The organism is Mycobacterium sp. (assembly GCF_032159775.1).
GTDB lineage: Bacteria > Actinomycetota > Actinomycetes > Mycobacteriales > Mycobacteriaceae > Mycobacterium.
Genome location: NZ_JAVHWK010000098.1, coordinates 1 through 20,417, shown reverse-complemented (window position 1 = coordinate 20,417; position 20,417 = coordinate 1). Strand labels below are relative to the sequence as shown.

Genomic DNA, 20,417 nt, shown 5'->3' with positions numbered 1-20,417 from the left:
CGTCGCCCCAACCCGAGTTGTCGGTGCGGGCGAGTCCGCCCAGCTCAACGCTCACGGTACCTGCATTACCTGGTGCGATTCGCACCCAGACCCGTCGCCGGCGCACGATCAGCGAGACGACAAGCCCCGCCATCATGGTCAGCGCTGAGACCAGCACCCACACCTGCGCCGGATCATGGGACACCTGCACGTTGATGAACGGCACGGCGCCGTCGAAGCGCACCTTCGTGCCGTCATCCAGTCGGGTGTCCTGCCCGACGCGCAGGTTCACCCGCGCCGCCTTCGTCAGCCGCTTCTGGTCGATGAGGCGCGGATCGAGGGTGAACAGCGACTGCGGCCGGCCGGTGTCCAGCCCGGTATCGCCCCGGTAGATGTCCACGGCGACCGCTGGATCGTTCAGCGCGGGGAAGCTCGACGACAGCAGGGTGCCGTGCAGTTGCTCGGTCGGCGCGAACAGGCCCTGGATGGCGATCTGGTGCTTGCGACGCTCGGCGGCGTCGGGATATGTGCCGCCGGGAGGGTCGAACCGCATCACCCCAGAGGACAGCAGCGTGATCGCATCGTCGGGCCGCCACTGCACGGTCTGCGTGCGGGTCTGACCGTCGGGGAACGTCACGGTGAACGTGGGCGCGTAGCCGTGGCCCTGCAGGTACACCCGGTCGCCGCCGATCCGCAGTGGTTCGTTGACCTTCAGTCGGTAGGGCCGCCATGTGTCCGTGTCGAGGTCGGCGCCCTCCTGGTAGTCGATGTTGGCGGCGAAGGACAGCGCCTGGCCGGACGAAAGGTAGTGCGCGTCGAAGTCGTTGACGCGCAGACAGATCGGGTTCAACGAGGTGCCGTCGACGGTGTTGCCCGCTCGAAATGAGTCGAATGCGGCAGGCGACGCCGAGCAGAAGCCCGGTCCGCCGTCGGCGATGACGATGACGTTGCCCTCGTAGCCGAACAGCTTGCCGACCGCGACCGAGATGAGCAGGCCCAGGAGGGCGAAGTGGAAGACGATGTTGCCGAACTCGCGCAGATAACCTTTCTCCGCCGAGATCTCGACGACGCCGTCCTCGTTGCGCGTGATGCGCCGCCATCCGGTCAGCCGCTCCGACACCGCGGCCGCGACCGCGTCGAGTTCGCCCGCCACCTCGGCGGTGTGGTGCTTGGGCAGCCGACCCAGATTGCGCGGCGCCGCAACGGGTGTGGCGCGCAGGCTGCGGATGTGTTCAAGCAGCCGCGGGGTGAGACAGCCCACGAGCGAGACGAACAGCAGAGCGTAGATGGCGGTGAACCAGAAGCTGGAGAACACCTCGAACGCCTGCAGTCGGTCCAGCCACGGCCCGATCGTCGGGTGGTCGGCGATGTACTGCTCGACCTTGACCTCATTGAGGCTGCGCTGCGGCAACAACGCACCAGGAATCGCGGCCAGCGCCAGCAGGAACAGCAGCACCAGCGCGGTGCCCATCGAGGTCAGCGTGCGCCACGTGTTGCGTGCCAGCGCGAAAGCCCTTCTCATAACGGCAGTCTGACGTCGCTGACGAATGCGTCACGCACCCATGAGACAAAGTCGTTCCACACGCCGGTGACCAAAGCGGTACCCACGAGGATCAGCAGCACGCCGCCGAAGATCTGGATCTGACGGGTGTGCCGATGTAACCAGCCCAGGCCCTGAACGGCTCGCGCAGAGCCAAAGGCCAACAGCACGAATGGGATTCCCAACCCCAGGCAGTAGCCGGTGACCAGCAGCACGCCGCGTGCCACGTTGGCGCCGTCGGTGGCGGACGCGACCGCGATCACCCCGGTGAGCGTGGGTCCCAGACACGGCGTCCAGCCGAGCGCGAAAACCGCCCCGAGCAGTGGCGCACCGGCAACCGTCGACAGCTGAAGCGGCGCCAACCGGGTATCCCGTTGCAGCAGCGGGATGAAGCCGACGAACACCAGACCCATCAGGATCGTGACGACACCGCCGATGCGTTGCAGCAGTAGCTGATTGGTGATCAACGTGCCCGCCATGCCGAGCACCGCGACAGTGCCCAGGACGAACACCGCGGTGAAGCCCGCCACGAACAGCAGTGCCGCGCCCGCCACCCGGATCCGGGCCTTGCGTGCGACCGTCACCGCGCCCGACGGCTCCACACCGTCCTCGACGCCGACGACCGCGGCCAGGTAGGACAGATAGCCGGGCACCAGGGGCACCACGCACGGCGAGGCGAACGAGACCAAGCCGGCCAGCACAGCCACGAGCGCGGCGAGCACCACCGGCCCGCTGGCCATCAACTCGTCGACCCGGTCCAGAGTCATGTCTGCGCAACGGGTTCGGCGGCCAGCCGCTGCACGACGGGTTGCAGGTCCCCGGCCAGCAGTTCCCGCAGGAACACCGCCGCCACTCGGTGCTCGCGGTCCAACACGATCGTCGACGGGATGACAGTGGTCGGGTACCTGCCTCCGAACGCGATCATCGTGCGCATCGAGGGGTCGTAGATGGACGGAAAGATGATCTTGCGATCGGTCACGAAGTCGCGAGCGGCGTCGCGGTTGTTGTCACGCACGTCGATGCCGAGGAAGGCGACACCGTCGGCCTTGGTGGCGTCGTAGACCTTCTGCAATTGGCCGATCTCCGTGCGGCACGGCCCACACCACTGTCCCCATACGTTGATCACGACGACCTTGCCCGAGAAGTCGTCGAGCGAGACCGTCTTGGCGGGGTCCGTCAGGCTGGGCCCGGTCAATCTGCCGGGTTTGCCGCGGCTTTCGGGCGGATCGTAGAAGATGTCCGTCTTGCCGCCGGGTGCGACGAACTCGAAGGTGCCGCCCTGGGCGACGGCGTCATCACCGGTGGAGCATCCGGCGAGCACGACCAGCGCCGCGCTCGCGATGACCACCCACCACTTCACTGCCCGGCCAGCTCCGCATAGCCCCAGCCGACATAGGAGTCACCGTGGAAGTAGAAGGAGGTCAGCGACGCGAGGTTGCACAGTCGACGAGTCGGGAAGTGGTGCAGCGGCTTTCCGGTCACGGACCTTCGCAGCGTCTCCACCGGAAGCTGATGGCTGACGCACACCGCTTCATGGCCGGCAGCCTTGTTCCTGGCGCGATGCAGGGCGGCCGTCATCCGCTCTGCGATCTCCTCGTAGGGCTCGCCCCACGACGGCGTACGCGGGTTGCGCAGATGCCACCAGTTACGTGGGTCGCGCAACGCGCCGTCGCCGGGTGAGACCCTCTGGCCCTGAAAGATATTGGCCGACTCGATCAGGTCGTCGTCGGTGTCGATCGCCAGGCCGTGGTGCTCCGCGATCGGGCCCGCGGTCTCCTGCGCACGCTCCAGCGGCGAGGCGACGACGTAGACGATGTCGCGAGCCGCCAGCCAGTCGGCGACCCTCTGCGCCTGCGCCCGACCCCTTTCCGACAGGTGGTAGTCGGGCAGGCGGCCGTAGAGGACCTTGTCCGGGTTGTAGACCTCGCCGTGCCGCATCACGTGCACGATCGTTTTCTCGGTCTGGGTCTCGGTCATGCCGGTTTGGCCTCCGCTGCGGCGCGCGCGGCGCCGGGTAGGGCGGCGGCGATCCGGTCGAAGGCCGCGTCGTCGAGCGCTGCCGAGACGAACCAGGTCTCGAATGCGCTGCACGGCGGGTACACCCCCGCGTCGAGCAGCGCATGGAAGAACGCCGGGTAGCGCCAGGTGTCGCTGGCCTTCGCCGATGCGAAGTCGGTCACCGGCGCGTCGGTGAAGAACACACTGAACATGTTGCCTGCGCGGGAAATCCCATGGGCGACACCGGCGTCGGTCAAAGCCCGCGACAGCATGTCGGTCAGCCGGTCGGCATTGGCGTCCAGCCGCGCGTAAACGTCGTCGTCGGCAGCGCGCAGCGTCGCGAGCCCGGCCGCCATCGCGACCGGATTACCCGACAGCGTGCCCGCCTGATACACCGGCCCGAGCGGAGCCAGCCGCTCCATGACCTCGGCCCGTCCACCGAAGGCTGCGGCGGGCAGCCCACCACTCATCACCTTCCCGTAGGTGAACAGGTCGGCGTCGACGGGATCCACCCCGTACCAACCGGATCGGCTGACCCGGAAGCCGGTCATCACCTCGTCAAGGATCAACAACGCGCCGTGCGCGGCGGTGATGCGGCGTAGCTCGGCGTTGTAGCCGGGCGACGGCGGGACGGTGCCCATGTTCCCCGGGCTGGCTTCGCTGATGACACAGGCGATCTCATCGCCGAACCGGGCGAACACGTCCTCAAGTGCAGGAACATTGTTGTAGGGCAACACGATTGTGTCGGCGGTCGCGGCGCCGGTGACACCGGGAGAGGACGGCAGTCCGAGTGTCGCGACGCCCGAGCCCGCGTCGGCGAGGAGCGCATCGCTGTGGCCGTGGTAGCAGCCGGAGAACTTGATGATCTTGGCGCGGCCGGTGAAGCCGCGGGCCAACCGGATCGCGCTCATCGTCGCCTCGGTGCCGGAGTTGACCAGCCGCAGCCGCTCGACGGCATCGACACGGCCGATGATCTCTGCGGCCAACTCGGTCTCAGTGGGCGTCGGCGCCCCGAAGGACAAGCCGCCGGCCGCTGCCCGCTGGACGGCTTCGACGACCGCGGGATGGGCGTGGCCCAGGATCATCGGGCCCCAGGAACACACCAGGTCCACGTATCGGTTGTCGTCGGCGTCGGTCAGCCAGTAGCCCTCGGCAGAGGTGATGAAGCGCGGGGTGCCGCCTACCGCGGTGAACGCCCGGACCGGCGAGTTCACGCCGCCAGGGATGAGGGCGCACGCGTCGGCGAAGAGTTTCGCGGAGACGTCGGTGCTGGACATGCCACCAGTGTTCCAGCAGGGCAGAATGCGTCAACTACAGGGTGTAGTGGTCGGGCCGGTGCGCGGCCGATTCAACTAGGAAACGACGCCGTGTCACCCCAACAGGGCGGCCCCCACAGCCCTCGTTGAGCAACCTGCGCTTCGGTCTGCGCACCTTCGATGGCGTCATAGCGGCTGACCGGCACGCCTGCGTAGACGTACGACTTCGCCGCGCCTGCGCGAGCAGCTTCAACCGAGTAGTCCCAGCCGTCCGCCCGCACGAGGTAGGCCAGCGTGCGGCCGTACCGGTCGGTTCTGTCCTGTGTCGGGTCGCTCTCCATCGCGACCCGCTGGCCAAGCAGGCTGGAGCGGGCGAACTGCGTGGCCTCCGGTCCCCAGCATCCAACCGAGTAGCCGGGCTTCTTGGTTTCCGGCGTGTCGATCCCCAGCACCCGGATGCGAAGCCGGCCCCGCACGTCGTCGCGAATGTCGATGGTGTCGCCATCCACCACCCTGAGGACCGTTGCGGTCGCCGGGACGGGCTCGGCGTTCACCACGGGCGCTGTCGGTGCCACGATGATGCTCAGCACCATCGCCGCGCCGAGGACACGCATTCGCTGCTTGATCAAGTCACCTAACCATCGATGCGCTGCCGAGATCTGCATGAGGGTTGCGATCGCGGTCCGATCGCAACCACCACGCAGAAGTCGGCGAGCCTAAGCCGGGGTGAGGGCGAAGGTCGGGTGGTCGGCGTCTGACGGGAGCTCTTTCCAGTAGCTCTCGACGACCTTTCCCGCCAGCGGCCGGTAGGCGGCGATGACCGGCGCCCGCTCCTCGACGGGCACCTCGGCGGCGACGTACTTCTTGTCGCCGAGCTTGACGTTCGGGTCGGCGCGGACGTTTCTCACCCACTCGGCTTCCCCGCGGGTGGACACCAGGTATTTGACGCCGCCGACCTCGGGAACGACCACCGGGATCTGTTGCGGTTGCTTGCTCACACGCTTGGTGACGGTCAGCGTCTGGCTGTTGCCGACTCCCGTCGCCATCGCGACCCTGTTGAAGATCTTGCGTACGAACCACGGAGGCTTCAGGTATGCCATAGCCCCGAGTTTGATGGGCGGTGTGCAGGTACCGCAATGGGTAGCCCCGATTTTGCCGTGCTGCTGACCCGAGGCTAGCTCACGTTCGCGCCCTGACGTGCGCGCGGATCGGCCCCTTCGCCACCGTCGTGAACGGAACCTCAACGGGGAAATCGTCGTCGACCGATCGAATCTCCATCGACCTGACGATCGTGGCCAACGCCAGAGTGGTCTCCAACCGAGCGAAGTGTTCGCCGATGCACGACCGCGAACCACCCGCGAACGGAATGAACTGCCAGCGGTCGCGGGCCTTGACGGCCTCAGGGCTGAACCGGTCGGGATCGAACTCGAGCGGCCTCGGCCAGAAGTCCGGATCCCGTTGCACGGCATAGATTCCCACCAGCACGAGGGTGCCCGCCTGGACCCGGTATCCATCCACCGCGAAATCGCGCACGGCCATTCGGCCGACGCCCGCTGCGGGCGGGCAGAGCCGCAGTGCCTCATGTAGCACCTGCACGGTGTAGCCGAGTCGGGATACGTCGTCGGGTGTGATCTCGCGATCGCCGAGCGCGCGCACCTCGGCGGCCACCCTGTCCTGCACCTCGGGATGGTGTCCCAGCACCCAGAGCGCATAGGTGAGGGCAGTCGCCGTGGTGTCGTGACCCGCCAGCATGAAGATCAGCAGGTCGTTGACGATGTCGTCGTCGGCAATGGACCGCCCTGTTTCGGGATCGGTTGCCGCGAGCAATGCGTGCACGAGCGGCGCATCCAACGTCGGGTCTGCGCGGCACGCCTGCAGCATGTCGTCGGTGACGCTGCGTAACGCCGCCACCGCCGCGCGCGCACGGGCTCGGGCAGGCGTCGGCAACCACCGCGGCGCGCGCACCGGACGCAGTGCACGGTCGGCGGTGTAGGAGGACGCGACGTGCATATGCTCGGCGATGACATGGTCGCGATCGTTCAGGTCGAGTCCCAGAACCGAGCGGCCAAGCGACCGCATGGTCACCTGTCGGCAGTCGACGTCGAGGTCGACCTGCCCACTCTCCGGCCACCTGTCGCACAACGCCTGCGCGGCCCGCGACATGTGACCACCGAAGTTGCGGACGTTCGGCTTGGTGAATACCGGTTGCAGCGCCCGCTTTCGGGGCAGCCAGGGCTCGTTGCGCAGGACGAACAGGCTGTCTCCCGCCAGATGCTGCACTTCCTCGTGCACGACGCACCGCTCGGCGAACGCGTCGTTGCGCCCCAGCACGTCGCGGATCCCGCCGGGTGAGAACACCGCGACCACCGGCGGCGCCAACCACTTCGGGCCGAACTGGATGCGGGTGACGGTGCCGCCCGCATCGCGCAGCACCTCTTGTCCGGCGTCGAGATTTCGCACCGCCCTCAACAGTTGCCGAATCGACAGCGGGTTCTTCGGTGCCAACGGCAGCGCGCTGACGTCGCTCACGAGTGCCAGAGCAGGACCGCGCCTTCGCCCTGCGTCATCGCGGTGCCGGGCATCACCCTCAGCCGGTACGGAGTGAGCCGCAGCGCGGCGAATGCGTCGGATGTGGGGCCGTCCTTCCACAACGGGATGATCGTCGGGTCGTAACCCACCGGCTCTGGCCCGTTGGCGAACTTGTCCCACACCGCTTTTCGGGTCTCGTCGTCGGAGTACCACTCAACCAGACATTCCGCGCTGCAGGTGTCATGGCTTGGCGCCCAGTAGTTCACCGACATCTCGGGGTGCACGGCCAGGTGTTCCCGCTTCACGCGGCTGGGCACGGTGGCGATCCAGCCGAACAGGTCGGTGCCGTCCCACTCCCAGATGGGGTGCAGGATCCGGCTGCGCGGGCGACTGTCCGCGTCGACGGTGGCCACCGACGCCCACACGATCGAGTGCGCCATCTCGATGAAGGCAGGCGCGATCCGGTCGAGTGTTGTCATGCGGGCACCGTCCGCAGTGCGGTCGGCAGGCTGGGCAGGAAGTGCTGGGTCGCGAAGGCGCGGATGTCGTCGGCGGTGTGGAGCGGCCTGGCGCCGGGCAGCAGCAGCGCCATCGCCGCGTAGCGCAGAATCGTGTCGGCCAGTTCAATGACCGCGGGTTCGCCGATGCGCTCAGCGAACCCCTCGGGAAAAATCTCTCGAAGCGCGTCGGCCATCCGGTCGATCGCGGCACCATAGTGTCTGCCTGCCAGCTCGAGTACCAGCGCGGGTTCGTCGGTCATCATCCGGTTCAGCACGCGGTGCCGACGGAACCGCAGGATCGATAGGGTGAACGCCTCGACGTAGTAATTCGATTGCGGCCCGGCTTGTTTGAGCTCGGCGGCGATATCGGCGAACAGCGAGACGTTCTCGCGCTCGACGACGGCGGCTATCAACTCGTCCTTGCCGGCGAACCGACGGTAGATGGTCGTGCGGCTGACTCCTGCGCGCCGGGCGACGTCCTCGAGGGCGACGCGTCGCAGCCCATGCCTCTCGAACTCGACGACAGCGGCGTCGAGGATCGCTTCAGTGCTCGGATCAGCCGCGCGCATAACCGGTTTGAGCGAATTTGTTGTAGCGCAGCCGCATCGGCAGATGATCCCACACCCAGTTGACCGGACGCGACCGCCACAGCGCCGCGAAGCGTTGGTACCGCCTCTCCTGGCGCTCGGTCCAGGGCAATCCGAGCAGCTCGCGGGTGGGCGGCGGCATGCCGCCAGTGGTCAGGAACGCCGCAGCAGGGTTGACCACCGCAGAGATCGCCCGCCACAGCGCGGCCGGCACACCTTTCGGGCACGGGTATCCCTTCGTGACGTAACCAACTCCGTATTTCGCGGTCGGGTGGGCGACGACGACCTCGTCGATCATCCGGTTCCAATACCGCTCGAAGTCGGTGTAGTCGGCCGGCATCGCCTGCTCACTGACGCCGTAGCGGCGATACCAGGTCTTCGATTCCAGGTAGATCTGCTCCTTCTCTTCGCGGCGCAGGCGCTTGACGAAGGTGTCGGCGAAGTACAGCACCTGCTCGACGAACGTGGCGTGCGCCCAGAAGTACGTCTCCGGGTTCAGCGCGTGGTACCGCTCGACCCTGCCGTCCTCGCTGGGCATCGTGCCCTTGATCTCGGTGTGGAAGTCACGGACCCGCAGGCCCGGGTTGTCGTCGTCGCTCCCGTACACCGTCATGAAGATCGGCGGCAGCGATCGCTTCACCCGGGCAGCGGTGTCGTCGAAGAACACCGAATGGTCGAGGACGCCCTGCCCGAGTTCGGCGAGCATGTTCTGCAGCACCGCGGGCCGCGGGCCGATGAGGTACATCCGGTTGTCGCCGAAATAGCGCCAGACCAGCGACTGCGGGCCCAGGGGCAGCGCGTCGAGCTGCTGGGCGGTTCGTGCCAACTCCGTCACATGCAACAGTGTTACAAATTTCGAACTTTGTACCAAGCACCTGTGATCGGCCTCACGCTGTGCTCAGGGCGGGCTATCGACTCGACCGCCTGCGATCAGACCCGTGAGGCCGACGACAGCCAGCACACCCGCGACGGTGGCCAGCAGCAGCATCAGCACCAACATCGGCGGACTGTAGGCAATCGACGTCGTCTGCGGCTCGCCCGGCAGTATCGGGGCGACCGTAACGGTCGTCTGCGCACCGAACCAGCACCACACTGCGGCGGCCGCCGCGACGACGGCCGCCACCAGCTCGACGATCGGGCGCCTCATGCCTTGGACTCCGGCGGGATTCGCTCGTCGATCAGATGGACCAGCTGCGACCGCAGCTGCCGGTGCTTGCGTGCCCACGCCTGCGCGGTGCGATCGTTGCTCAGCTTGACGCCGATGCCGGTCCGGCCCTTCGGCACGCCGGTGAGCTCGCCGAGCGCACGGGCCGACATCCACATGTGTTCCTCGTTGCCCTTGGGCTCCGGGTAGATCCGCACGATGTGATCGATGGGGACCCGCTCGGCGCCCTGCCGCAGCGTGGTCGGCGTCAACTCCACCGACGTGTGGATCCGAGCAGCCTTGACCTGGACGGAGACGAAGCTCGTCACCAACACGAAGAAAACCGTCGGCACCAACCACTGAAAGCCCAATCCAGCCGACATCTGGATCAGCACCATCGCGATGCCCGACACCGGCCCCCCCGCCACCCACCACCAGCTGGCGCCCGGCTCGTAGAACAAGACGTCGGCCTGCTCGCCGGTCTGCGTCATGGTTTGGCCTCCGACGGGAACCACTCCTGCGCCGTCGGCCGCATCACCAGAATCGCGCCAACCAACGTAAGGATCATCGGCAACACCCACAGGATGCCGCCACCGCCGACCAGGATGAACATCGCCAGCAGCACCACAAGGGCCAGCGCGAGGGCCACCGCGGCACGACGGTAGCGGCTTTGCCCTGCCCGTGTTCGCCCCGCGAGGTAACCCAACGCCAAACCAGCGACCACGAACAGCGTGGCCGCACCACGCAGGAAGACCGGTATGTTCGCCTTGTTCAGCGCCAGCAGGAGACCGAGTGCGGCCAGCAGAATCGCGGCCGCCAGCCAACACCAGAACGCGGCGTCAACGATCCGCGGGCGGTGCAAAGGAGCTGACATCCGGGCAAGCCTAACGTTCGCTAACGTACGAAGAAGGCGTGGGCGTCCTTGCGGTGCAGCAGGAACACACCCCCCGCGATCAGGACAGAGCCGAAGATGACACAGATCGCGTAGAGCAGCGCAGCGGCCGTCGGACGGTCAATGGAGAACAGGCTGGTTCCGGCATAAACCATGGAGGCGACCCCGCCGCCGGTGAGCACCGTGCGCGCCCACCGGTAGCCCTGCCGCATCAGGAACAGGAACGTGACGACGACCGCGCCGATCACGAAAATGAACATTCCGGAGAGGACGAAGACGACGGCTGGCGGGCGCGGATGCTGTGTGCTCGCCAGGTCCACCAGGTAACCCACCACCATCAACGGCACCGCCACCAGCCACAGCCAGAAGCCGGTGTCGACGTCTGCTGGCCTACCTTCGCTCACGCCCTCGCTCACGCCAGCCAGTCGGCCGCGTCGGCCGCCCAGTACGTAAGCACGATGTCGGCGCCCGCACGCCGGATGCCGGTGAGCGACTCCAGCGCGGCGGCCCGGCCGTCGATCCAGCCGTTGGCGGCCGCGGCACTGATCATCGAGTACTCGCCGGAGATCTGGTAGGCGGCCACGGGCACCGGTGAGATGTCGGCCGCGGCGGCCACCACGTCGAGGTAGCCCATTGCGGGCTTGACCATCACGATGTCGGCGCCCTCTGCGATGTCGAGCTCGATCTCGTGGATGGCCTCACGGGCGTTGGCCGGATCTTGTTGATATGTCCGGCGATCCCCGCTCAGGCTGGAGGACACCGCTTCACGGAACGGGCCGTAGAACGCCGAGGCGAATTTGGCGGCATAGGCCATTATCACCACGTCGGTGTGTCCCGCCGCGTCGAGCCCGTCGCGGATCGCGGCGACCTGCCCGTCCATCATTCCGCTGGGACCGACCACCCGGGCACCGGAATTCGCCTGCGCGACAGCCAATTCCACGTATCGGGCGTTGGTCGCGTCATTGTCGACGCGGCCCGACGCGTCGAGCACCCCACAGTGGCCGTGATCGGTGAACTCGTCGAGGCAGGTGTCGGCCATCAACACCGTCTCATCACCGAGATCTCTGGCGAGGTCGCGCAGCGCGACGTTGAGGATGCCGCCCTCGGCCACGCCGGCGGTTCCGCCTGCGTCCTTGTCCTCGGCACGGGGCACCCCGAACAGCATCAGCCCACCAACGCCCGCGCTGACCGCGGCTGCGGCCGCCTTGCGCAGCGAGTCCCTTGTGTGCTGCACCACGCCCGGCATCGACTCGATCGCGTTCGGCTCATCGATGCCATCGGCGACGAACATCGGCAGCACCAAATGCCTTGGCTCCAAAGATGTCTGCGCCACCAGTCGCCGAAGCGCCGGTGTCGACCGGAGTCTGCGCGGACGGTGGCGTGGGTACGCCACGATTACCGCCGGCGACTCTTCTTGCGCGGCGGCGGTAGTGCACCCTCGGCGCGAAGGCGGGCAGCATGCTCGGCCAGCGCCTCCACCAACGGACCCACCGCCGCGACCTCGGGCTGCACATCGACGCGAAGGCCGAATTCCGCTGCTGTCTCCGCAGTCTTGGGGCCGATGCACGCGACGATCGTGCGCGCATGTGGCTTGCCTGCGATGCCAACGAGATTGCGCACCGTCGAGCTCGATGTGAAGCACACCGCGTCGAAGCCACCCGTCTTGATCATTTCGCGGGTGTGTGCGGGCGGCGGCGCGGCACGCACCGTGCGGTAGGCGGTGACATCCTCGATCTCCCAGCCACGGTCGCGCAGACCCTCGGCCAGCGTCTCGGTGGCGATGTCGGCACGCGGCAGCAGTACACGGTTCACCGGGTCGAAAATATCGTCGTAGGGCGGGAATTCGTCGAGCAGCCCGAGTGAGGACTGCTCACCCGAGGGCACCAGTTCCGGCTCGATGCCGAATGCACGCACCCGGTCGGCGGTGGACTGGCCGACGCACGCGATCTTCACACCGGAGAACGCGCGGGCGTCGAGGCCGAACTCGTTGAACTTCTCCCACACCGCCCGCACCGCGTTGGTCGAGGTGAACACGACCCACTGGTAGCGGCCGTCGACCAAACCCTTGACCGCGCGTTCCATCTGCGCCGGGCTGCGCGGCGGCTCGACGGCGATGGTCGGCACCTCGATCGGCGACGCGCCGTGCGAGACCAGCTTTTCGCTCATCTCGCCGGCCTGGTCCTTGGTCCGCGGCACCAGCACGGTCCAGCCGTACAGTGCCCGGCTCTCCCACCAGTTCAGCTTCGCCCGGTTGGCCACCGTCTTGCCGATCGTCACGACCAGCGGACCGGTCAGCGGGCCCGCGGGCTCGTTGGCGCCGATCGCCGCCTTGTCGTTGAGGCCGCCGAGCGTGGTCTCCACCGACCGCTGCTGGCACGTGGTGCCCTGCGCAGTGACGACACACGGGGTGGTGTCGGCCAATCCGTACTCGATCAGGGTGCTCGCTGCGTCGGCCAGGTGTGATGCGGTGGCCTGCAGGATCAGCGGACCCGGCGCGGCGGCCAGCGCCGCCCAGTCCACGTCGCCGCGCACGTCGGCCTCGGTGTGCGACGACCCGAGCGGAAGACCCGCGTAGGTCGGCACGGCCGTCGTGGCGGGCAGGCCCGGCACGATCTCGAACTGCAGGTGTGACCGCGTCAGCGTGTTCACCTCGGTGATCACCGAATCCACCGACAGTGGATCGCCCGCGACGAGCCGAACGACGTCGACTCCGGTCCGGGACTCGGTGGCAAGGGTCTTGGCCACCTCGGCGGGATCGCCGAGCGCGGGCCGGATGTCGGGGCCCCCGGGAATCGTCGCCGTGGTCGCGGTCTCGCCGTCACCGTCGGTGTGGGTCGCAGTCTCCCCTACTGGCGTGTGGGCCCAGGCCGGCTCCGGCCCTGACGGCGGCGGCAGCTCGGACCCGCACAGGGCCAGCACCGCTTCGGGCACGTCGGGGTCGGTGAAGATCAGCGCAGCGTTGGCAAGTACCGCGCGCGCCCGCGTCGTGAGCAGGCCTGGATCGCCGGGCCCTGAGCCGACGAACGTGATGCGGCCGGGCCTCTGCTTACGCCCTCGGGTCGTCATCTATCTCTCCCAGCGTCTGCCAACAGATCGCGTGCCCCCAGTTCGAACAACTCCGCGGCGACCGAGAGGCCAAGCTCTCGTGCCCGCTCGGGAGTCCCGACGCCGGACGCACGGATCACATCGGATCCGTCCAGCGCCGCCACGCAACCGCGCAGCGACACCTCTTCGAAGACGCGACCGTCCTCATCGATGGACTCGACCACTTCCGCGATCGCACCCACCGGTGCGGAGCAACCCGCCTCCAGTTCGGCGAGCAGGACTCGTTCAGCGGTGACTGCGACACGCGTGTCGGCGTCATCCATCTCCGCCAGCAGCGCGACGAGCCCGGTGTCGCCCGCGCGGCACTCGACCGCGAGCGCACCTTGAGCCGGCGCTGGCAACATCTGCACCGGCTCGAGAGTCTCGGTGACATCGCCCAAACGCCCGATGCGGGCCAGTCCCGCTCGGGCAACGACGACGCCGTCGAGATCACCGTTGCTTACCCTGTTCAACCTGGTGTCAAGGTTGCCTCGTAGGGGGCGGATTTCCAAACCGAGACCCAATGCTCTAAGCTGCGCGGTCCGTCGCGGGCTCGATGTACCGATCACCGAACCCACCGGCAATTCCCCGAGCACCAGTCCGTCGCGGGCCACCAGTGCGTCCCTGGCGTCCTCGCGCCGCGGTATCGCCGCGATGGTGAACCGGGGGTCCGCAGCGGTCGGCAAATCCTTGTACGAGTGCACGGCGACATCGACGCGGCCGTCGTGCACGGCCTCGCGCAGTGCCGCGGTGAACACGCCGATGCCGATTGCGGCGATCGGATCGTCTGCCCGGTCGTCGCCGTCGGTGACGATGATGACCAGTTCGGCGTTGTGTCCCTTGGCCACCAGGGCGTCTTTGATGGCACCTGCCTGGGTCTTCGCCAAGAGGCTGCCCCGGGTGCCTATCCGGATGAGATCTGCCAAGTGTTACTCGGGGTTTTCGAAATCGGTTGTCACGAAGGGCATTTCAGGACCAGCGACGGCTTCGACGGCCTGCGGGTCCAACTCGAACAGCTCGCGAAGTGCCTCTGCGTAGCTGTCGCCGCCCGGCGAGCTGGCCAGCTGCTTGACCCGCACAGTCGGCGCGTGCAGTAGCTTGTCGACCACGCGCCGCACGGTCCGTGCGACCTCGTCGCGATGCGCCGCCTCCAGGCTGGGCAGCCGGTTGTCGAGCCGCAGCAACTCGGCTTCGACGACATCGGCGGCCCGCTGGCGTAGCGCCGTCACGGTCGGAGTGACCTCGGCCATCCGCTGCCCGGCCAGATAGCTGGCCACTTCCGCGGCGACGATCGCTCGGGCCGCCTCGGTGTCGGACGAGGCCGCTCGCGCCGCCGGATCGCGTTGGATCCGGTCCATGTCGACGACGTAGACGCCAGGAAGGCCCGCAACCGCCGGATCGACGTTGCGAGGCATGCCGAGGTCGCAGATCACCAACTGCTTGGGCTCCAGCCCGTGCGCGAGTCCACGGTGCACGTCGGCCAGCGAGACCACCGGGCGCACCGCGCCGGTGCAGCTCACGACGACGTCGGCGTCGGTGAGCACCGGGGTCAGGTGGTCGAACGGGAACGCATCGGCGACGACACCGAGTTCGCGGATCTTGTCGGCCAACTTCTTGGCGCGGGGCAGCGTCCTGTTCACGATGTGCACCCGCTCGACGCCTGCCCGCACGAGATGCTTCGCGGACAGTGCGCCCATCGCGCCCGCGCCGATGACGACCGCGCTGCGTCCGGCCAGCCCGTTCAGCTTGCCGTCGGCCATGCCGAGCGCCACCGACACCACCGACGCGCCTGCTTCGTCGATGCCGGTCTCGTTGTGCACCCGCTTACCGACCGATAAGGCGCGCTGAGCCAGCTCATGCAGGGTCCGCCCGACGGTGTGGTTCGCCTCGGCCGCGCCGTAGGCCCGACGTACCTGTCCGAGCACCTGCTGTTCGCCGATCACGGCCGAGTCCAGGCCGCTGGCGACGGCGAACAGATGCTCGACGGCCGCCTCGGCATACCGGACGTAGGCGTATTTGGTGAGCTCGCCGAGCCCCATCCCGGAGTGTTCGGAAAGCACCTGTCCGATCACCGAAAGGCCGCCGTGGAAGGCCTCCACCACCGCGTAGACCTCCACGCGGTTGCAGGTCGACAGCACCATCGCCTCGGTCACCAGTGAGGATTGCAGCACCTGGTCGACGATCTTGGCCTGATCGGACTCGTCGGTGCTCAACTGCTCGAGCACGGACACCGGCGCGCTGCGGTGCGAAACGCCGAAAAGCAATACGCTCATGGCCTCATCACCACGTTGACCACGGTAATCGCTAGTTGCTCAGGTCACCAAATTCGTGACGCGGTTAACCCTTTTCCGACTTCGCGACATCTGCTCGCAACCGGGGCTCATCGAGCTCCCAGTAGCTGTGCTCGCGGCCGTCGAGAAGCACCACCGGCAGCCGGTCGCCGAACTCGACGCGCAACCCGGAATCGCCCGCTGCGGCCGCCGCGTCGACGTCAGTGGTGGTGAAGTCGAACTCGAGCTCGGCCGCCAGCTCGACGAGCCGTGCCGCGGTCCGCTCGCACAGCGAGCACCCCTGTCTGGTCAGCAACACCACCTGCGAACGGCTCACGGCATTCAGTATCGGCAACCGCGGGTGACTTAGGGTTGATGGGTGCCCATTCGCGATGGTGACGAAGCCGCCGTGCAGGCGTTGGCAGGCGATGCCAGCGCGCAGACCGCCGTGGCACATCTCGTCGACGACGAGGATGCCGGCCCCGCGGCGCCGCCACCGGATCTGACCGCGGCCGCGTTCTTCGACGTCGACAACACTCTGGTACAGGGGTCGTCGCTGGTGCACTTCGCCCGCGGGCTGGCGGCGCGCAAGTACTTCACCTACGGCGATCTGCTGCGATTCGGCTACGCGCAGGCCAAGTTTCAGCTCACCGGTCGGGAGAACAGCGACGACGTGGCCGAGGGCAGGCGCAAGGCGCTGGCGTTCATCGAAGGCAGGTCCACTGCCGAGCTGGGCGCCGTCGGCGAGGAGATCTTCGACGAGATCATCGCGGACAAGATCTGGCCCGGTACCCGCGCGCTGGCGCAGATGCATCTGGACGCGGGCCAGCAGGTGTGGCTGGTCACCGCGACGCCGTACGAGCTGGCGGCAACCATCGCCAGCCGGCTCGGGCTGACCGGCGCGCTCGGCACCGTCGCGGAGTCGGTCGACGGGATCTTCACCGGTCGTCTGGTCGGCGACATCCTGCACGGCAGCGGCAAGGCCCATGCGGTGCGGTCACTGGCCATCCGCGAGGGACTGAACCTGCGCCGCTGCACCGCATACTCGGACAGCTTCAACGACGTGCCGATGCTCTCGCTGGTGGGCACGGCGGTAGCCATCAACCCGGATGCCGACCTGCGTGATCTGGCCCGCGAGCGAGGCTGGGAGATCCGCGACTTCCGGACCGCGCGAAAGGCGGCGAGGATCGGGGTGCCGTCGGCGCTCGCGCTCGGTGCGGCGGGCGGCGCGCTGGCTGCCATCGCATCGCGACGCCACGACAAATAGCTTCGCCTGCGCTGATAGGCTCGCGCCGCAATGGCCATTGCTGAAGACATCATCGGAACCCACTACCGGTATCCCGACTACTTCAAGGTCGACCGGGAGAAGGTTCGCGAGTTCGCGGCCGCGGTCAAGGACGACCATCCCGCGCACTACAGCGAGGACGCCGCCAAGGAGGTCGGCTACGACTCCGTGGTGGCCTCACTGACGTTCCTGGCCGTGGCGGGCCGCAAGGTGCAACTGGAGATCTTCAACCAGTTCGCCATCCCGATCAACATGGAGCGGGTTTTGCACCGCGACCAGAAGATCACCTTCCACCGGCCGATCGTCGCAGGCGACAAGCTGTTCTTCGACTCCTACCTCGACAACGTCATCGAGGCGCACGGCACCGTGGTCGCCGAAATCCGCGGCGAGGCCAGCGACGCCAACGGAGAGCCGGTGATCACGAGCGTCGTCACCGTCATCGGTGAAGCCGCCCACGATGACGAAGCCGACGAGGTGAGCGCGACGATCAAAGCGCGACGGGACGCCGCGATCGCGAAAATGATTGCCGGGCAAAGCTCTACGAGCTGACCGCGGCACGCCCGAAGGCTCGCCCGTTCGTCAGCCGAGGAACATGTTCCTGCGGTTGGCCAGCAACTGATAGAGCGTCTGCTGGATGGTTTCGCGAACCTGGTCGGTCAATTCGAATGTGACCATCGGATCGTCGGCCGCCGAGTCGTCGTAGTCAGTCGTGTCAATCGCCTCGCCGAACTGGATGTGCCACTTCGACGGCAGGGGCACCAGGCCCGCGGGCCCGGCGAGCGGGAACAGCGGCGTGATCGGGAAGTAGGGCAGCCCGAACAGCCGGGCCAGCAGCTTCACGTCGGCGATCATCGGGTAGATCTCCTCGGAACCCACGATCGAGCAGGGCACGATCGGCGCCTTGGCCCGCAGCGCCGCTGAGACGAAGCCGCCACGACCGAATCTCTGCAGCTTGTACCGGTCCTTGAAGTGCTTGCCCAGACCCTTGTAGCCCTCGGGGAACACCGCGGTCAGCTCGCCTGCTGCGAGTAGTCGGTGCGCGTCGGAGGTGCAGGCCATCGTATGGCCCGCCTTGCGTGCCGCCTGGCCCATCACGGGCATGTTGAACACCATGTCGGCGGCCAGCAGGCGCAGGTCCCTGTGCGTGGGGTGCTTGTCGTGTACGGCGACCGACGCCATCAGCCCGTCGAACGGCAGGACGCCGGCGTGGTTGGCGACGATCAACGCCGCGCCGGTCTCCGGCAGGTTCTCGATGCCGCTGACCTCGACGCGGAACCAGGAGTTGAAAAGAACTCTCAGCAAAGGCAAGAAGACCGAATCATTGAGGTGCTGATCGAACCCGAATTCGTCGACTGTGTAGTCGCCCATCATCCGCTTGCGGACGAATTCAGCAACTCCGGCGATACGGCTGGCGAGTTCGTTCGGCGACTCGTCGACGGGCGCGGCACCTGCAGCCGCCGAGCGGCGGTCGTCGATCTCGCGGACGACGGCGGCGATCTGCTCGGCCGACGCGCGGCCGGCCGGATCGCTGAGCAGGGAGGGATGTCGGCGCGCGGCCTCGCCACGGGCGGCGGCCCGCCGCTGAGCAGCCTGCCTACCCGTATTGGAATGCAGCGGAATCACTTTCGCTTTTGATTCACCCGCCACTTCGCTACCTTCTCCCCACCCGATTTAGAGCCATTGTTCAACGTCCCCAACGTTGCGCCGCCGATACGGCGCGACTCTCCATTGAGCGTACCCATCGCGGGTCGATGATTGGAGTCAATCCACGACCACGCACGTAATCGTCAAAAGCTTCGGTCGTGGACCACTTTGGGCTATAGCCTAATTCATTGCGCATGCGTGTGGTGTCCATGACCCGGCCATAGCTCATGTAGTCCAACTGTTCGCGATCCAGCTCAGTGTAGCGAGTTGCGCGTCTCAGCGAATCCGCAGCAGACAGGGCAAACCGAGGAAGCGGCAGCGCGACGCGGCCGGCGCGCCGAATGGCCTGAGACATCATGATGATTCCGGACGCCCCCACATTGAACGTGCCCGATTTGCCCGCCATGCTCGCGCGCTCCAGTGCACCGAGCGCGTCCTGCTCGTGCAGCAGCTGCAGCCGGGCGTCGTGGCCGATGATGGTAGGCACCACAGGACCTGCCAGATACCGCGACAGCGCGGTGTCCATCGCCGGGCCGATCATGTTCGCCAGCCGCAGGATCGTCAGCGTGATGTCGGGCCTGCGTCGCGCAAGACCGCGTGCGTAGCCCTCGATGTCGCTGCTGTCGCGGGCGAAGCCCTCGCTGGGCGGTCGCCTGCTGCTGGAGTCCTCGGTGAACAGCACGGGATCGAACGGGCTCGACCCGTACACCTCGGACGTCGACTTGAGGATGACCCGGCGCACCGACGGCGCCTTCTGGCAGGCCGCGAAGAGCTGGATTGCGCCCATCACGTTGAATTCCTTGAGCGCCGCCTTGCCGCCGGAGCGCGGCGTGTAGGACGCCGCGGCGGCATGCACCACGGTGTCGACGCCGCCATTGCGGATGACCTTCGCGATGAACGGGTTGCGAATGTCGGCGCGGACGAACTCCGCGCGGCCCATCCGGCGCAGCAGATCCTTGCTCGGCGCGATCGCGTCAACCGCGATGACGTGGTCGATCATCGGATTCTGCGCCAGCCGAGCGATCAGGTAACCGCCAAGAAAACGGCAGGCACCGGTGACCAGCACGACCTTGGGGTGGTGCAGGGAGCCATCGTCCTGCCCCGGGTTACGGCCCCCGGAGCGATCTTGGGAATCCATCCGGTCAGCCTATCGACGGAAACTACTTGCCGAGTTTTCTGCGCTGCACCCGGGTGCGACGAAGCAGCTTGCGATGCTTCTTCTTCGACATGCGCTTACGCCGCTTCTTGATGACTGAACCCATGAACTCCGCTACCTAGATGTTTGGGACGTGCTTACGCGCCACTTGGCGCGACCCGCACACTTTACCGGGCAGGTGTTGCGGAGAAAAAACCGACAACGGCTATCCGGCGTCGAAGTATGACGTTTCCAGCAGATCGTGGACCGCTTTGGCGTGCACACGGAACGACCGGCCGACCCGCACTGCGGGCAGCTCACCGTTGTGCACCAGGCGGTAGACCGTCATCTTGCTGACCCGCATTAGGCTGGCCACTTCCGCGACGGTAAGAAATTGAGCACGCGGCGGCTGGTCGGGAACCGCGTCACCTCGTGCATGCTTCCCGCTCGCCGAATCCCGCCCCGATGGCCCGTTCATAGACGTCATCGCAACCCAATCCTTCAGGCACGGGCTGTTCCAGCGGCTTCCCCACCGCTGGGTACGACCCCGCGCTTACACGAGGAGAATAGCGGG

General features: G+C 67.1%; 26 protein-coding genes. 2 read left to right on the top strand and 24 right to left on the bottom strand.

Annotated features, from left to right (window positions below; translation table 11 throughout):
- The 20 genes from resB to QOJ24_RS10695 form a co-directional block, all read right to left on the bottom strand.
- Nucleotides 1-1,501, bottom strand: a 1,501-nt coding sequence (gene resB / locus QOJ24_RS10790; protein ID WP_526260984.1) for a cytochrome c biogenesis protein ResB, incomplete at its 3' end; no start/stop codon positions are given.
- Nucleotides 1,498-2,286 (bottom strand): cytochrome c biogenesis CcdA family protein, encoded by a 789-nt coding sequence (locus QOJ24_RS10785; protein WP_526260983.1) that lies wholly within the window; start codon nt 2,284-2,286, stop codon nt 1,498-1,500. The genes QOJ24_RS10785 and resB, both read right to left, overlap by 4 nt.
- Complete coding sequence (locus tag QOJ24_RS10780) at nt 2,283-2,879, bottom strand: TlpA disulfide reductase family protein (RefSeq protein ID WP_526260982.1); 597 nt, start codon at nt 2,877-2,879, stop codon at nt 2,283-2,285. The genes QOJ24_RS10785 and QOJ24_RS10780 overlap by 4 nt, the downstream gene beginning before the upstream one ends.
- Nucleotides 2,876-3,496 carry a histidine phosphatase family protein gene (locus tag QOJ24_RS10775; RefSeq protein WP_526260981.1) on the bottom strand — a complete coding sequence of 207 codons (621 nt, stop codon included), beginning with the start codon at nt 3,494-3,496 and terminating at the stop codon, nt 2,876-2,878. The genes QOJ24_RS10780 and QOJ24_RS10775 overlap by 4 nt, the downstream gene beginning before the upstream one ends.
- Nucleotides 3,493-4,794, bottom strand: coding sequence for a glutamate-1-semialdehyde 2,1-aminomutase (gene hemL, locus QOJ24_RS10770; RefSeq protein ID WP_526260980.1), 1,302 nt, complete (start codon nt 4,792-4,794; stop codon nt 3,493-3,495). Before hemL ends, QOJ24_RS10775 begins: the two co-directional genes overlap by 4 nt.
- A 71-nt stretch (nt 4,795-4,865) precedes the next feature.
- Nucleotides 4,866-5,402, bottom strand: a complete 537-nt coding sequence (locus QOJ24_RS10765) for a thermonuclease family protein (RefSeq protein ID WP_526260979.1) — start codon at nt 5,400-5,402, stop codon at nt 4,866-4,868.
- Between the two features lie 87 nt (nt 5,403-5,489).
- Nucleotides 5,490-5,873, bottom strand: a complete 384-nt coding sequence (locus QOJ24_RS10760) for a nitroreductase/quinone reductase family protein (RefSeq protein WP_526260978.1) — start codon at nt 5,871-5,873, stop codon at nt 5,490-5,492.
- A gap of 79 nt (nt 5,874-5,952) precedes the next feature.
- The gene (locus QOJ24_RS10755) at nt 5,953-7,302 is read right to left on the bottom strand and encodes a cytochrome P450 (protein WP_526260977.1); all 1,350 of its coding nucleotides are present in this window, start codon (nt 7,300-7,302) and stop codon (nt 5,953-5,955) included.
- Nucleotides 7,299-7,781, bottom strand: a complete 483-nt coding sequence (locus tag QOJ24_RS10750; RefSeq protein WP_526260976.1) for a pyridoxamine 5'-phosphate oxidase family protein — start codon at nt 7,779-7,781, stop codon at nt 7,299-7,301. The genes QOJ24_RS10755 and QOJ24_RS10750 overlap by 4 nt, the downstream gene beginning before the upstream one ends.
- Nucleotides 7,778-8,371 carry a TetR/AcrR family transcriptional regulator gene (locus QOJ24_RS10745; protein ID WP_526260975.1) on the bottom strand — a complete coding sequence of 198 codons (594 nt, stop codon included), beginning with the start codon at nt 8,369-8,371 and terminating at the stop codon, nt 7,778-7,780. Before QOJ24_RS10745 ends, QOJ24_RS10750 begins: the two co-directional genes overlap by 4 nt.
- Nucleotides 8,358-9,224 (bottom strand): oxygenase MpaB family protein, encoded by an 867-nt coding sequence (locus QOJ24_RS10740; protein WP_526260974.1) that lies wholly within the window; start codon nt 9,222-9,224, stop codon nt 8,358-8,360. Before QOJ24_RS10740 ends, QOJ24_RS10745 begins: the two co-directional genes overlap by 14 nt.
- 63 nt (nt 9,225-9,287) lie before the next feature.
- Nucleotides 9,288-9,536 (bottom strand): hypothetical protein, encoded by a 249-nt coding sequence (locus QOJ24_RS10735; protein WP_526260973.1) that lies wholly within the window; start codon nt 9,534-9,536, stop codon nt 9,288-9,290.
- Nucleotides 9,533-10,024: a transport-regulating membrane protein Mce1N gene (gene mce1N, locus QOJ24_RS10730; RefSeq protein ID WP_526260972.1), complete on the bottom strand. Its 492-nt coding sequence runs from the start codon at nt 10,022-10,024 to the stop codon at nt 9,533-9,535. Before mce1N ends, QOJ24_RS10735 begins: the two co-directional genes overlap by 4 nt.
- On the bottom strand, nt 10,021-10,407 hold the full coding sequence (locus tag QOJ24_RS10725) for a hypothetical protein (protein WP_526260971.1): 387 nt from the start codon (nt 10,405-10,407) through the stop codon (nt 10,021-10,023). Before QOJ24_RS10725 ends, mce1N begins: the two co-directional genes overlap by 4 nt.
- Before the next feature lie 20 nt (nt 10,408-10,427).
- Nucleotides 10,428-10,841 carry a hypothetical protein gene (locus QOJ24_RS10720; RefSeq protein WP_526260970.1) on the bottom strand — a complete coding sequence of 138 codons (414 nt, stop codon included), beginning with the start codon at nt 10,839-10,841 and terminating at the stop codon, nt 10,428-10,430.
- Nucleotides 10,838-11,818 carry a porphobilinogen synthase gene (gene hemB / locus QOJ24_RS10715; protein WP_526260969.1) on the bottom strand — a complete coding sequence of 327 codons (981 nt, stop codon included), beginning with the start codon at nt 11,816-11,818 and terminating at the stop codon, nt 10,838-10,840. Before hemB ends, QOJ24_RS10720 begins: the two co-directional genes overlap by 4 nt.
- Before the next feature lie 2 nt (nt 11,819-11,820).
- Nucleotides 11,821-13,491 (bottom strand): bifunctional uroporphyrinogen-III C-methyltransferase/uroporphyrinogen-III synthase, encoded by a 1,671-nt coding sequence (locus tag QOJ24_RS10710; RefSeq protein WP_526260968.1) that lies wholly within the window; start codon nt 13,489-13,491, stop codon nt 11,821-11,823.
- Nucleotides 13,488-14,435, bottom strand: coding sequence for a hydroxymethylbilane synthase (gene hemC, locus QOJ24_RS10705; protein ID WP_526260967.1), 948 nt, complete (start codon nt 14,433-14,435; stop codon nt 13,488-13,490). Before hemC ends, QOJ24_RS10710 begins: the two co-directional genes overlap by 4 nt.
- Before the next feature lie 3 nt (nt 14,436-14,438).
- Nucleotides 14,439-15,782 carry a glutamyl-tRNA reductase gene (locus tag QOJ24_RS10700; protein WP_526260966.1) on the bottom strand — a complete coding sequence of 448 codons (1,344 nt, stop codon included), beginning with the start codon at nt 15,780-15,782 and terminating at the stop codon, nt 14,439-14,441.
- Between the two features lie 64 nt (nt 15,783-15,846).
- Nucleotides 15,847-16,125 carry a glutaredoxin family protein gene (locus QOJ24_RS10695; RefSeq protein WP_526260985.1) on the bottom strand — a complete coding sequence of 93 codons (279 nt, stop codon included), beginning with the start codon at nt 16,123-16,125 and terminating at the stop codon, nt 15,847-15,849.
- A 33-nt stretch (nt 16,126-16,158) separates the two neighbouring features.
- Between QOJ24_RS10695 and QOJ24_RS10690 the strand changes: the two genes are divergently transcribed.
- Together QOJ24_RS10690 and QOJ24_RS10685 are read left to right on the top strand one after the other, a co-directional pair.
- Nucleotides 16,159-17,046, top strand: coding sequence for an HAD family hydrolase (locus QOJ24_RS10690; RefSeq protein ID WP_526260965.1), 888 nt, complete (start codon nt 16,159-16,161; stop codon nt 17,044-17,046).
- A 30-nt stretch (nt 17,047-17,076) separates the two neighbouring features.
- Complete coding sequence (locus QOJ24_RS10685) at nt 17,077-17,613, top strand: FAS1-like dehydratase domain-containing protein (RefSeq protein ID WP_526260964.1); 537 nt, start codon at nt 17,077-17,079, stop codon at nt 17,611-17,613.
- A 30-nt stretch (nt 17,614-17,643) separates the two neighbouring features.
- Here the strand turns inward: QOJ24_RS10685 and QOJ24_RS10680 are convergent, their stop codons facing one another.
- From QOJ24_RS10680 to QOJ24_RS10665, 4 genes are all read right to left on the bottom strand, one after another.
- A complete protein-coding gene (locus tag QOJ24_RS10680; RefSeq protein ID WP_526260963.1) occupies nt 17,644-18,711 on the bottom strand; it encodes a lysophospholipid acyltransferase family protein in 1,068 nt (355 codons plus the stop codon).
- Nucleotides 18,712-18,748: 37 nt separating this feature from the next.
- Complete coding sequence (locus tag QOJ24_RS10675; RefSeq protein ID WP_526260962.1) at nt 18,749-19,846, bottom strand: SDR family oxidoreductase; 1,098 nt, start codon at nt 19,844-19,846, stop codon at nt 18,749-18,751.
- A gap of 22 nt (nt 19,847-19,868) precedes the next feature.
- Nucleotides 19,869-19,970, bottom strand: coding sequence for a 30S ribosomal protein bS22 (locus QOJ24_RS10670; RefSeq protein WP_003402602.1), 102 nt, complete (start codon nt 19,968-19,970; stop codon nt 19,869-19,871).
- Nucleotides 19,971-20,069: 99 nt separating this feature from the next.
- On the bottom strand, nt 20,070-20,330 hold the full coding sequence (locus QOJ24_RS10665; protein ID WP_526260961.1) for a helix-turn-helix domain-containing protein: 261 nt from the start codon (nt 20,328-20,330) through the stop codon (nt 20,070-20,072).
- Between the last annotated feature and the right edge of the window lie 87 nt (nt 20,331-20,417).